We start from the raw sequence: 12531 nt of genomic DNA on the forward strand, positions 1-12531 counted from the left end.
AATCGCCCCGCGTGCTGCCTAGGAAGGCAGCGACTGAAACGGAGACCGCCTGCATGACGGACCGGGAGCCGCAATTCCGCGTGGCATTGGCACGCACCCCGCAGGATCTGCAGGCGGCGCAGCGACTGCGCTACAGGGTCTTTGTCGAGGAACTGGGCGGCGGCGGCGAAGAGGTCGATCACGCCGCCGGGATCGAACAGGACCGCTTCGATCCGGTCTGCGACCACCTTCTTCTGTTCGACGATGCGCGGCCTGCCGAACCGGTGGTCGGCGTCTACCGTCTGTTGCGCAATGAGGGCGCGCAGAAAGCGGGCCGCTTCTATACGGAGGCGGAATACGATCTCGACCCCTTGCGCCAAACGGGCCGTCCGCTTCTGGAACTGGGGCGCTCCTGCCTGCATGAAGACTACCGCGGCGGGGCGGCGATGATGCATCTCTGGCAGGGCCTCGCAGCCTATGTGGAGGATCACGGCCCTCATATCCTGTTCGGCGTGGCGAGCTTTCACGGCACCGACACGAAAGCTTTGGCGCAGCCCCTGTCCAACCTTCATCACCGTCATCTTGCCCCGCCTGACCTGCGCGTCCGGTCGCGGGCCTATCACCCCATGGACCTCGTGCCTGCCTCCGAGATCGACCGCCGTCAGGCGGTGCGGGACACGCCCGCGCTGATCAAGGCTTATCTGCGCCTCGGCGGCATGGTGGGCGATGGCGCCTTCATCGATCATGCCTTCAACACGGTCGATGTGTGCCTCATCCTCGAGACATCGCAGCTGAGTGCCATGCGTCGGGCCGTCCTCGGCAAGGTGGCCAACCCGCGCGAAAGCGAAACCCGAATGCAGGCGGGCTCGCAATGACGACCTGGGAGGGCCCGGAGGAGCCGGCACCACCGCGGCTTGGCGCGACCGACTGGTTGCGCGTTGCCTGGCGTGGCGTGCCGCTCGGGATCGTGGTGTTTGGGGGGCTGGCGCTCCTGCTGCTGACGCGGCTCATCGAACGGCCACTTTGCGGCATGCGCCGCCCGGTCACTCCCTATATCACGCAAGGCGTCTGCCGCGCCGCTTTCACGATCCTGCGCCTGCCGATCCGCCATAGCGGGGCACCCTTGCGCGAGCACGGCGCGCTGGTCGCGAACCATACGTCGTGGCTCGATATCTTCGCGCTCAATTCCCGGATGAACCTCTATTTCGTCTCCAAGGCCGAGGTGGCGAAATGGCCCGGCATCGGGTGGCTGGCACGGGCGACCGGCACCGTCTTCATCGAACGCGACCGCCGCCGCGCCTCCGAGCAGACGCGCATGTTCGAATGGCGGCTGCATCACGGCCATAAGCTCGTTTTCTTTCCCGAGGGCACCTCGACCGACGGGCTGCGCGTGCTGCCGTTCAAGACGACGCTCTTCGAGGCCTTTCTCAATCCGCGTATCCGCCACGAAATGCGGCTCCAGGCCGTGACCCTGCGCTATCATCCGCCCGAAGGCGCGCCCGGCCATTTCTACGGCTGGTGGGGCGGGATGGATTTCGGATCGCACCTTCTGAAGACGTTGGCCGCACCGCGGCAGGGGGCGGTGGAGCTGATCTATCACCCGCCCGTCCGCGTCGATGATTTCCCCAATCGCAAAACCCTCGCGCGGCATCTCGAGGATCAGGTGCGCAGCGGGCATGCCTCGGCGCGCTGACCGGGAGTGATCGCGTGCAAGGGCCCTGGCGATTATCTGCGATCCTGCGCCCGCGCATCGCATCTGGCAGTCCCGCAGGCACTAGGCGCGGGACGCCGCAGCGCATATATGCTAAGTAACGAATATATCTCCGGGGGGAAGCGGAAGATCATGGCCCTGAAAAACCTCAAGAAGAAACGCCGCGTTCAGGTGGTGGCGCTGACCGCCGTGGCGCTGATTATCTCCACCGCGCTCATTGGCTATGCGATGCGCGACGGGATCAACTTCTTCCGCTCTCCGACCCAGGTGGCCGAAGCGCCGCCCGCGCCCAACGAAGTGTTCCGCATCGGTGGCCTCGTGGAAGAGGGCAGCATCGTGCGCGGGCAGGGTGAGACGGTCTCCTTCAGCGTCACCGATGGCGGCGCGAGCGTGCCCGTGACCTATCGCGGCGTACTGCCGGATCTTTTCGAGGAGAACCAGGGCATGGTCGGCACGGGACGGCTGATCGACGGCACGTTCGAGGCCTCCGAAATCCTCGCCAAGCATGACGAGACCTACATGCCCAAGGAAGTCGTCGATGCCTTGAAGGAACAGGGTGTCTACCAGGAGCCCGAGAGCTGACGCGCTACTTCCTGTCCGGCGAGAATGTGATGACCCTGTAAATGTACCAGATCACGGCCCCGCCGATGACGAGGTTCGAGACCGGACCGGTATATTTCGAGACTGCGTCGTAATTGGCGCCGAGATACCATCCGGCAAGCGTCAGAAGCGCCGTCCAGAGCGCGGTTCCGGCTGTCGTGTAGATCATGAAGCGCCGGAAGCTCATCTCCGACAGGCCCGCCGGTACGGAAATGAGCGTGCGCACGCCGGGGATGAGACGCCCTGCGAAAACCGCCTTGTGTCCGTGCTTGTCGAACCAGGCATCTGCTGCATCCACGTCCGACGGATTGAGCGTTAGCCAGCGGCCATAGCGGGCGGCGACGCGGCGCAGGCCATCCGTGCCGATCCGGATGCCGACCCAGTACCAGAACAAGGCGCCGACAATGGAGCCGGACGTACCTGCAAGGATCATCAGCACGACCGAGCGGTCGCTTTGGGACGCGGTATATCCCGCAAGCGGCATCACCACTTCGGACGGGATCGGCGGGAAGAGATTTTCCACGAACATCAGAAGCGCAATGGCGCTGTATCCATGGTCTGTCAGAAATGTGGTTATCCAGCCGGACATGGTCTCCCCTAATACTGCTTGAGACCCAACGCATGAGTGGGCGCTTGGTTGCGCTTGGCCTGTTCAGTCGGCTGTATCAATGCGGACAAGGCAGGCATCGAGGTCGGAGACGGACAGGCTGCCCGGCAAGGAAATCTCGGTCACGCTATCCGGGTTGCGCACGAGGCCCCGAGACCGGCGATTTTCGCGAAAGGCCGGAAGCCCGGCCCGGACCGGCACGAACAGCCAGTCTCCACGGCGTGCATGAGCCCCGCCCTGAAGGAAATTCCCGGAATTGATCGGCGACAACGTCAGCCGGTCCGCGCAGCGCTCAAGAAGCGCCTCGGTCGACAGCCAGAGGATCGCCATGGGCAGATCGCGGGCGAGGCTCGCGCGGAATTTTGCGCCTCTGCGGTGCGGCCAGAAGAACACGCGGGCGTCAAGCGCTGCCGCCCAGCTTGCGGCGTCATGACCGTCGATTATGCGATCCGCGGCCGTGCGCCCGTGCAGGATCGGTTTTTGATGATTGAGCGTCGCGTCAAAATTGGCACCCTGCAGGTGCAAACGCTCGTTGCGCAGGACGATCCCCTGGGGCGCGTATCCGGTGGCCCGGGCCAGCTCGGCCGCGGGGCGGAGACCGTGTTGCCGGATCGAGGGTAGGTTTCGTGCCGCGGTGACATGGGCAAGCTGTGGCCCGATATGGGCGATGAGATCGCGCAAGTCAGAGGCTCCGATCCGAAACCGGGGCCCAATGGGCCCCGGATGAGATGACATGGGTGCGGGCCCCTTGGCCCGCACTCCGCCGGATCAGGGATGGATCAGCCGCGCAGGATCGACCGACCCGCATATTCGGCCGTCTCGCCCAGCATTTCCTCGATCCGGATCAGCTGGTTGTACTTCGCCAGCCGGTCCGACCGCGCGAGGCTGCCGGTCTTGATCTGCCCGCAATTCGTGGCCACGGCCAGATCCGCGATCGTGGCATCCTCGGTCTCGCCCGAGCGGTGCGACATGACGTTGGTGTAGCGCGCGCGGTGGGCCATCTCGACCGCTTGCAGCGTCTCGGTCAGCGATCCGATCTGGTTGACCTTCACCAGCATGGAATTCGCGACACCCTTGGCGATGCCGTCCGACAGGCGCTTGGGATTGGTGACGAAAAGGTCGTCGCCCACGAGTTGCACGCGGTCGCCCAGCTTGTCGGTCAGCGCTTTCCAGCCGTCCCAGTCATCCTCGGACATGCCGTCCTCGATCGAGATGATCGGGTAGGCGTCGCAAAGGGCTGCGAGGTAATCGGCGTTTTCCTCGGACGACAGCGTTTTGCCTTCGCCCTTCATCTCGTACTTGCCGTCCTTGAAGTATTCCGTCGCGGCGCAATCGAGCGCGAGATACATGTCCTCGCCGGGCTTGTAGCCCGCCTTTTCGATGGACTTCAGGATGAAATCGAGCGCGTCGCGGGTGGAGCCGAGTTCGGGCGCAAATCCGCCCTCGTCGCCGAGACCGGTGGACATACCCGCCGCCGAGAGCTCCTTCTTGAGCGTATGGAACACCTCGGAGCCCATGCGGACCGCCTCGCGGATATTCTCCGCAGCGACCGGCATGATCATGAATTCCTGGATGTCGATCGGGTTGTCGGCATGCTCGCCGCCATTGATGATGTTCATCATCGGCACGGGCAGGAGGCGCGCACCGGTGCCGCCCACGTAGCGATAAAGCGGCTGACCGGTGAAATCCGCTGCCGCCTTCGCCACGGCGAGCGACACGCCGAGGATCGCATTGGCGCCGAGGCGGCCTTTGTTGTCGGTGCCATCAAGCTCGATCATCGCGCCGTCGATGCCGACCTGTTCGGTGGCATCGAGACCCACGATATTGTCCGCGATCTCGCCGTTCACGGCGGCGACGGCATCCAGAACGCCTTTGCCCATGTAGCGGGACTTGTCGCCATCGCGCCGCTCCACCGCCTCGTAGGCGCCGGTCGAGGCGCCCGAGGGCACCGCCGCGCGGCCCATCGTGCCGTCTTCAAGCGTGACGTCGACCTCGACCGTGGGATTGCCTCGGCTGTCGAGAATCTCGCGGGCATGGATGTCGATGATAATGCTCATGGTAAATGCTCCTCTCCCTGCTGGGGCGTTGCCTGCGTCTATATCAAGCTCTGACGTCAAGTAAACGGCGCGGCGTGCCATTTGTTAGCGATAACACGCTGCAATCAGGTGGCCGGAATTGGGTGACAGGATTTGTGCGGGGAGGGGCGCGGTTCCCTAGCCGGGGTCGCGGGCCATGCCGGGGCTGCCGGGTTCCGCGGCGCGGGCGCGGCCCAGCCTGCGTTCGCGCAGGAAGGTATAGGTGCCTGATCCCAGGATCAGTGCCGCGCCAAGATAGGTCAGGGTATCGGGGCGTTCGCCGAAGACGACCATGCCGATGATCAGCGCGAACAACATGCGCGAAAATCGAAACGGCGTGACCACCGACACATCGCCCGTACGTGAGGCGGAGGTGATGGCGTAATAGGCCGCCATCCCGAAAAGAACCGCCCCGCCCAGCATCAGCGTGAGCCGTCCATCGGGCAGGGCCGGTGATGTGGCAGCGAAGGGCAGCAGAATGAGCCCGGTCGGTATCAGGCTCAGAAACCCGTAGGAGGCCAATTGCAGATGCGACACGCGCGCGGGGACCGCACGGGCAGCCAGATCGCGCGCCGCGAGCCCGAAGACGGCCAAAACGGCCCAGAGCGCGTTGGGATCGAAGCCCGAAAGCCCGGGCCGGATAATGATCAGGACGCCCGAAAGTCCCACGAGGATCGCGGACCAGCGCCGCCAGCCCACGGGCTCGGCGAAAAACAAGGCCGCCCCCATGGTGATCACCAGCGGCATGGCCTGCGCGATGGCCGATGCGGTGGACAGCGGAATGGTCGTGATCGCGGTCACGAAGCCGATCGTGCCCAGGATTTCGGCCACGTTTCTGAGCAGGATCGGCCCGCGCCATATCTCGGGCGTGACGAGGCGGATGCCCGCACGACGCGCCATGGTGGCAAAGACAGCGCCGCCCGCGACGCCGATGACGATCAGGATCTGTCCTGTGGGCAATTCGCGGGCCGCGACCTTGATGAAGGCGTCCTCGATGGCGAAGGCGGCCATGGCCACGATCATCAGGGTAATGCCGCGCAGATTGTCCATTCGTTTTGCCTTCCGCATGCCACCTCAGCGCAGGTAGCGGGACGGAGGACAATTGGCCAGTGGCGATGGTTGGGGGCTGATCGAGCCTCCCGCCTATGGCGCGCGCGGGAGCGAGGGGCCAGCCCCGCCGCCATTGTCCTTGGGCCAATGGCGCATTCAAGGAAGCGAGGGGCCAGCCCCTCGCGCTCCCCGGAGGTATTTATGGTCCGGTCGTGACAGGGGCCTGCGCTTCGGGCCTTGCGTGGGACGCGCGGGCGGATAGGGCGCGGGCGCTTCGGGCCCTGTGTAGGACGCGCGGGCGGAGAGGGCGCGGGAAGCGCGTTAACTCAGCCCATGCGCGCGCGGCGTTTCGGGCGGGCGAGGTAGATCGCGAGTGCTGTGACCACGATCGCGCCACCGGTCAGCATGCGCGGCGTCGGGGTCTCGCCCGTGCCGAGCCACACCCAGAGCGGGCCGAGAACCGTCTCGAGCAGCATCAGGAGGCTGACATTGGCCGCAGCCGTATAGCGCGAGGCGAGAGACAGCGCGAAAAAGGATGCGGGCAGGATCACGATTGCGGTCACGAGGATGGCGGGAACATTCCCGTTGCTCATCTGAGCAGGACCGGTGGCAGCGATGCCGATGCCGCCTGCGAGGAGCGCGCCGAGGCCCATTGCCAGCAGGATCGGGACCTCGCGCTGAAACCGCAGAACGGAAAAGTTGAGCGCCAGCATCAAGGCGACGCCGACGCCACAAAGCGCGCCCAACGCGGCTGCAGGCGAGATGGCCAGATCGCCCTTGCCTGTCACGGCGATGGCAATCCCGATCAGAACGGCGGCGATGGCGATCCAGGTGGCCGGACCCGTCTTCTCGCCATAAAGCGCCCGCGACAGCAGGGCCGACCAGACCGGCGCCGTCGCCACCGCCATCAGCATCACCGCGACGGGCGCCAGCGCGATTCCGGTGGGAAACAAGAGCGCGTTGAAGACCTGTGCCGCGATAATCGTGATCCCCGCCCCGGTGCCGAGAACGCGCAGATCCTCACGCCGGGTGCGGCTGGTCAAGGCCCAGGCGGCGAGAAAGATGAGTCCCATCGAGGTGCCCCGCCAGGACACCATTTGCAGCCCCTCCATGCCCGACAGGCGCATGAACAGGGCGTCGGGCGACAAAAGGACCGCGCCGAGCGCGGCCAGCCCGATCCCGAAGGCGGGGTGTGTGCGAAGCATGAAAGGGAGCCTGACCTCAGATGTAGAGGGGACGGTTGCCCATCTGGATGTGCAGCGCGTTCACCGTGGGCTCATCGAGGCCGAGCGCCTTGGCGAGCTGGTCGAGATATTCCGCTTCCTCGTCGGTATCGACCCGGATAGTCATCAGCGAGGCCGAATAGACCGGCATTTTCTGGCTATCTGGCGTGTCCGCGGCCAGCGCCTTGATGTCGATGGGGGCGGCAAGCTGGGTGCGGACGAAGGCCAGGTCCTCTTCGGTGGCGTCGTCGCCCACCAGCTCGAGGATCTTGGCCTTCTCCTCCTCGTCGATCTTGCCGTCGGCCTTGGCGGCCTGGATCATCGCGCGCAGCATCAGACCGGCGGTTTTCTCCAGCTCGGGCGCTGTCTGCTCGGTGTTGAACTGGTCGATCAGCTGGCCCGCGCCCTTGCCGCCCATGGCGGCCGCACCGCCTGCCGCGGCAAGCATACCGGCAAGGCCGCCGCCGCTTGCGGATGGCATGGAGGACAACAGACCCTTGTGGCTGGCACCCGGCTCGGCGCCGCCGGTGCCGCCGGCAGTCGCGCCGCCGCCCAGCATCGAGGAGAGATCGAAGCCCGCGCTCTTCATGTTCTCGAGAATACCCTGCATGGGGCTCGCCGCCTGGGTCATGCCGGATTGCATCTGCTGGGTCATGTCGCTGCCCGTGCGGGTGGCAGGGTGGTCACCCTTGAGCTGCGCACCACCCCCGATGAGGCCGGACAACCCCTTGCCCGAGGACAGCCGGTCGACGCCGCGCGCGGCGGCATAGCCAATGGCAACTTTGGTCAGCGTCTTCATCAGGCCCATGGGGCATCTCCTTTTCTCAAATTCGGTCTTAAGGTGACATGTTTTGCGGGTTTGCACAGCCCTTGATCTCGGGCGGCGATGTGCAGGGTCTCGAGCGCGCGGCGCCGGGCGGCGTGCTCGAGCCGCCGGTTAGGTGCCGCAGAAGGTGGCAGGCACCACCTCGTCGGGCAGGGGGGCGCGGCGCAGATCCTCGCTGGCGGGATCCTCGGTGAAGGGGGCGGACAGAGCCGCGTTCAACCGGTGGAACGGGCCGTCATCGCCTGAGACCGCCGCGTCGATCATCTCCTCGATGCGGTGGTTGCGCGGGATGATGGCGGGATTGACGCGCGCCATCAGCGCATCGGGCTCGGGCTCTTCGGCGATCCGGGCGCGCCATTTTCCGGCCCAGGCATCGAAGGCGGCCCGGTCGATGAAGGCGTCGCGCGCATCGTCCCGGCCAAGTGCGCGGAACGTGTTGGTGAAATCGGCCCCTTCGGCCTGCATCAACGTCAGCAGCTCGGCCACCAACATCTTGTCCTCCGCGCGCGGGGCGGAGATGCCGATCTTGGCGGCAAAGCGCGCCTCCCATTCGGCGCGAATGCGGTCCGGCATGGCGTGGACCTGATCGGTGAAGCGCTTGACTGCGGCCTCGGGGTCGTCCGTCAAAGGCACCAGCGCCGTCGCCAGCTGCGCCATATTCCACACGATGATGTCGGCCTGATTGGCATAGGCGTAGCGGCCCATGCGGTCGATCGAGGAGAAGACGCGGTTCGGATGATACGCATCCATGAAGGCACAGGGGCCATAGTCGATCGTCTCGCCGGACAGGGTGCAATTGTCGGTATTCATCACGCCGTGGATGAACCCCACTGACATCCAATGCGCCACGAGCGCCGCCTGTTTCGCGATCACCCGGTCCAGAAGATCATGCGGGTCGGCGGCGTCCGGGTAGTGCCGCGCAACGGTGTAGTCATAAAGCGCCTGCAACGCGTCGCGGTCCCGGCGAGCGGCGAAGATCTGGAAAGTGCCGACCCGGATATGGCTGGCGGCGACACGGGTGAGGACGGCGCCCGGCAGGGCGGTTTCGCGATAGACCGGCTCGCCGCTGCGCACGGCGGCGAGGGCGCGGGTCGTGGGGATGCCAAGCGCATGCATCGCTTCGGAGACCACGTATTCGCGCAGGACGGGGCCCAGCCAGGCGCGTCCATCGCCCGAACGGCTGTAGGGCGTGGGCCCGGAGCCCTTGAGCTGAATATCGCGCCGCTGGCCCGCGCGATCCACAACCTCGCCCAGAAGAAGCGCGCGGCCGTCGCCGAGCTGCGGATTGAACTGCCCGAACTGGTGGCCCGCATAAAGCTGCGCGAGCGGCTCCGCGCCCTCGGGCGTGGCATTGCCGGAGAAGACACGCGCCAGCTCGGCATCGTTGTCGGGGCGCACAATGCCAAGCTCGGCGGCGAGGGCCTCGTTGAAGGCAACCAGCGCGGGCTTTGCCACTGGCTCGGGCGCAAGGCGGGTGTAAAAGCCGTCCGGCAGGCGGGCATAGGAATTGTCGAAGGGGATATGCAGGGTCATGTCTCGGATATAGGGATCCGCGGCACGGCCATAAAGCCTTGTCGCAACGCATATGGCGCTAGGTGAATCCTCGTGAAACCGGAAAGGAGTGCGAGATGGCCGCCACGGACCGCGTCGGAATGGCGATCAAGGATCGTCCCGAATTCAAGAGCAAGCCGAAGCCGCTGACCATGAATGCGGGGGACAGCGTCCTCGATGCGGTCAAGGCGATGAGCGAGAAGAATTACGGCTCCGTCATCATTTGCGACGAGGCCGGGAAGGTGACTGGGGTCGTCACCGAGCGCGATGTCATGCGCAAGGTTGTCGGCGCCGAAAAGGATGCCGCGACGCTGAAGCTTGGCGATATCATGACCGCCGATCCGCGCGTTGCGCGCGAAGACGACGATCTCGTCGACTGGCTGCGGATCATGTCGAACGAACGCTTCCGCCGCCTGCCCGTGGTCGATGCCGACGGGCGGATCAAGGTCGTGTTCACCCAAGGCGATTTCGTCAGTTATACATGGCCCGATCTGCTGCATCAGGCGAAGGTGCTGGCGCAGGCCAGCGTTGGCCGCAACTATCCGATCTGGATGATCGGCGGCGGCATCATGCTCTATTCGCTGCTGATGGTGATCGTCGTCTCTTCGCTGAGCTGAGCTCAGCGCAGCGTCCGCGACATGAACATATGCCCGTCGCGGGGCTTGAAGCGCCCGCGGGAATAGAACCGCTGGGCGTCTTCATCGTCGCGGGCCACTTCGAGATGGAGCGCGCGCACGTCGGCCTCCTTCAGCGCCTTGGCGATATCGTTCAGCGCCTCGCTGCCCATGCCCCGGCGGCGCACGGCGGGCCGGATGTAGATCTCGTCCACAACCGCATCGAGGCCGCCATATTCCACCGACCAGCCAAAGGTGATGACGATGTAGCCGACAGGCGCCTTTCGCGGCCCGATCAGCCAGACGGCCCCGTGGGGCGTGCCGTCGAGCAGGGGCGCGATGGCCGCGGCGCGGTGCTCAAGATCGGTGTCGAAGCCCTGTTCGGCATGGAAGGCCGCCACGAGCGGCAGGAGCTTTTCGGCATCGTCCGGCGCGGCGAGATGCAAGGTTTTCATGGGCGTCTTTCGCAGTCTCAAGCCTGAATGGGTGGTCCCAGCGGACCTAGGCCATTCGGCGGCGCGGCGAAAGGGGGCGCGGGCGGCATCGGCGAAGCTTCGCGTCTCAGCCGGGGAACATCGCCTCGGGCGTGACCATGCCGGGCAGGGCGCGCATCCGGGCCAGCCAGTCCGCCATCGCCGGTGTTGGCGCAAGGTCCGCCTTTTCGAGCCATTGGGTATAGCCCCAGACCGCGCAATCGCCGATCCCGGGTGTGTCGCCATGCAGGAAGGCCGCGTCGCCGAGATAGAGGTCGAACCGGGCGCAATCGGCATCGAAGCGCCCGCGAAGCCAGGCCACGACATCGGGCGCAAACCCCGCGCCGTCCTTGGCGGCGGCGACAAGCTGCGGCACGCACATTCCGATGCGGTTGGCCTCCCAGAACAGGATCTCGCGCCCACGGCGCAGTCCGGCTGCATCCGCGCCGCCGAGTACGGCGAAACGCGTGGCGATCTCGATCAGGATCGCGCCCGATTGCACGTAGGGCGATCCGTCGATCATCAGGCAGGGCACCTCGGCCGCCGGGTTCGCGGTCAGAAACGCCGCGGGCCGAGTCTCGGGCGGCGCCCAGATATCGACGGTCTCGACCCGGTGCGGCAGGCCCGCGAGTCTGAGGGCCAGCGCCACCTTGCAGGCGTGACCCGAGTCCGGGTGTCCGTAAAGAAGAAGGTCCGTCACAGCCGTCCGATCCTCTCCACCAGGAGGGCGAAAAACCCGTCGGCATCGAGATCGCCCATGAAGGTCGCGTTCGCGGGCCGCCCCGACACGCCCCACCAATCGGCAACGGTCATGCCCAGGGTCAGCTCGGACGTGGTCTCGATCTCCACGTTGATATGCCGCCCGCTGAAGAGATCGGGCTTGATCAGATACGCCGTCACGCAGGGATCATGCAGCGGAGCGCCTTCGGAGCCGTATTTTTCGCGGTCGAAGCGTTCGAAGAAGTCGGTCATTTGCGCCACGGCCAGCCCCGGAGCCGTGCCAAGCGCGCGGAACGCGTTGTTGCGGGGCTTCGTCACCAGCGCCTTGTGCGTTACATCCAGCGGCATGACGGTGATGGGCGCGCCGCAGGCGAAGACGGCCTTCGCGGCTTCGGGGTCCACGTAGATGTTGAATTCGGCGGCAGGTGTGATGTTGCCCACCTCGAAATAGGCGCCACCCATCAGCACGATCTCCGCGATCCGTTCGGCGATATCGGGCGCGCGGTCGAGGGCTGTGGCGATATTCGTGAGCGGCCCCAGCGGGCAGAGCGTGACGGTGCCTGCCGGCTCAGTGCGCAGCGTATCGATGATGAAATCGACCGCATGGGCCTTCTGCAGGGGCATGGTCGGATCGGGCAGGGTGGGCCCGTCGAGCCCGGTCTTGCCATGCACGTGCTCCGCCGTGACGAGCTTGCGCGCAAGGGGCGCGTCGCAGCCCGCGAAGACCTTGATGTCCGGGCGCCCCGCCAGTTCACAGACGATGCGCGCGTTCTTTTCGGTGAGGGACAGGGGCACATTGCCCGCGACGGCGGTGATGCCCAGGAGCTCGATGTCGTTGGGCGAAGCAAGCGCCAGCAGGATCGCGACGGCATCGTCCTGCCCCGGATCGGTGTCGATAATGATCTTTCGGGCGGACATGGCGGCTCCTGCGCAGATATGCGGGCAAGTGGTGGCACGCGTTTCTCCGCCGCGCAAGACGCCCCGACGCTGTGGCGCGGCTGCCGCGCTGCGATGCGGCAGACACCTTTCGGGGGTGCCATAGGATTAGACAAAGCGATGCGGATGGGCTAACCCGACGGCGAAACAGTTAGCGCTAACGCAC

The 12531-nt window shown here is 65.7% G+C and carries 14 protein-coding genes; 4 read left to right on the forward strand and 10 right to left on the reverse strand.

The genetic code is table 11. The annotated features are described in order from the left end of the window. Nucleotides 1-53 precede the first annotated feature (53 nt). From FIV09_RS06400 to ccmE, 3 genes are all read left to right on the forward strand, one after another. Nucleotides 54-854 carry a GNAT family N-acetyltransferase gene (locus FIV09_RS06400; protein ID WP_152449214.1) on the forward strand — a complete coding sequence of 267 codons (801 nt, stop codon included), beginning with the start codon at nt 54-56 and terminating at the stop codon, nt 852-854. Next, complete coding sequence (locus FIV09_RS06405) at nt 851-1672, forward strand: 1-acyl-sn-glycerol-3-phosphate acyltransferase (RefSeq protein ID WP_152449215.1); 822 nt, start codon at nt 851-853, stop codon at nt 1670-1672. The genes FIV09_RS06400 and FIV09_RS06405 overlap by 4 nt, the downstream gene beginning before the upstream one ends. A gap of 150 nt (nt 1673-1822) precedes the next feature. Continuing rightward, on the forward strand, nt 1823-2272 hold the full coding sequence (ccmE, locus tag FIV09_RS06410; protein WP_152449216.1) for a cytochrome c maturation protein CcmE: 450 nt from the start codon (nt 1823-1825) through the stop codon (nt 2270-2272). A gap of 4 nt (nt 2273-2276) precedes the next feature. Here the strand turns inward: ccmE and FIV09_RS06415 are convergent, their stop codons facing one another. From FIV09_RS06415 to FIV09_RS06445, 7 genes are all read right to left on the reverse strand, one after another. Further along, entirely contained in the window at nt 2277-2879 is a 603-nt protein-coding gene (locus FIV09_RS06415) for a DedA family protein (protein WP_152449217.1), read from the reverse strand. Nucleotides 2880-2942: 63 nt separating this feature from the next. Continuing rightward, nucleotides 2943-3578, reverse strand: a complete 636-nt coding sequence (locus tag FIV09_RS06420) for a hypothetical protein (protein WP_152449218.1) — start codon at nt 3576-3578, stop codon at nt 2943-2945. Between the two features lie 98 nt (nt 3579-3676). Further along, the gene (eno, locus tag FIV09_RS06425; protein ID WP_152449219.1) at nt 3677-4954 is read right to left on the reverse strand and encodes a phosphopyruvate hydratase; all 1278 of its coding nucleotides are present in this window, start codon (nt 4952-4954) and stop codon (nt 3677-3679) included. 156 nt (nt 4955-5110) lie between these two features. Then, nucleotides 5111-6022 carry a DMT family transporter gene (locus FIV09_RS06430; RefSeq protein ID WP_152449220.1) on the reverse strand — a complete coding sequence of 304 codons (912 nt, stop codon included), beginning with the start codon at nt 6020-6022 and terminating at the stop codon, nt 5111-5113. Nucleotides 6023-6348: 326 nt separating this feature from the next. Then, nucleotides 6349-7227 (reverse strand): DMT family transporter, encoded by an 879-nt coding sequence (locus FIV09_RS06435; RefSeq protein ID WP_152449221.1) that lies wholly within the window; start codon nt 7225-7227, stop codon nt 6349-6351. 16 nt (nt 7228-7243) lie between these two features. Further along, nucleotides 7244-8053 (reverse strand): DUF533 domain-containing protein, encoded by an 810-nt coding sequence (locus FIV09_RS06440; protein ID WP_152449222.1) that lies wholly within the window; start codon nt 8051-8053, stop codon nt 7244-7246. 129 nt (nt 8054-8182) lie between these two features. Next, nucleotides 8183-9604, reverse strand: coding sequence for a YdiU family protein (locus FIV09_RS06445; protein ID WP_152449223.1), 1422 nt, complete (start codon nt 9602-9604; stop codon nt 8183-8185). A gap of 95 nt (nt 9605-9699) precedes the next feature. Here FIV09_RS06445 and FIV09_RS06450 point away from each other — a divergent pair, with 95 nt between their 5' ends. After that, complete coding sequence (locus tag FIV09_RS06450; RefSeq protein WP_152449224.1) at nt 9700-10239, forward strand: cyclic nucleotide-binding/CBS domain-containing protein; 540 nt, start codon at nt 9700-9702, stop codon at nt 10237-10239. Between the two features lie 2 nt (nt 10240-10241). On the opposite strand, the gene FIV09_RS06455 is transcribed toward FIV09_RS06450, so the two are convergent. The 3 genes from FIV09_RS06455 to FIV09_RS06465 all read right to left on the reverse strand — a co-directional run bounded on the left by FIV09_RS06455 (nt 10242) and on the right by FIV09_RS06465 (nt 12347). After that, entirely contained in the window at nt 10242-10691 is a 450-nt protein-coding gene (locus tag FIV09_RS06455; RefSeq protein ID WP_152449225.1) for an N-acetyltransferase, read from the reverse strand. A 106-nt stretch (nt 10692-10797) separates the two neighbouring features. Next, nucleotides 10798-11409: a glutathione S-transferase family protein gene (locus tag FIV09_RS06460; protein ID WP_152449226.1), complete on the reverse strand. Its 612-nt coding sequence runs from the start codon at nt 11407-11409 to the stop codon at nt 10798-10800. Further along, on the reverse strand, nt 11406-12347 hold the full coding sequence (locus FIV09_RS06465) for a nucleoside hydrolase (protein WP_152449227.1): 942 nt from the start codon (nt 12345-12347) through the stop codon (nt 11406-11408). Before FIV09_RS06465 ends, FIV09_RS06460 begins: the two co-directional genes overlap by 4 nt. Between the last annotated feature and the right edge of the window lie 184 nt (nt 12348-12531).

Origin of the sequence: Roseivivax sp. THAF197b (assembly GCF_009363255.1) — a bacterium.
Classification (GTDB): Bacteria; Pseudomonadota; Alphaproteobacteria; order Rhodobacterales; family Rhodobacteraceae; genus Roseivivax.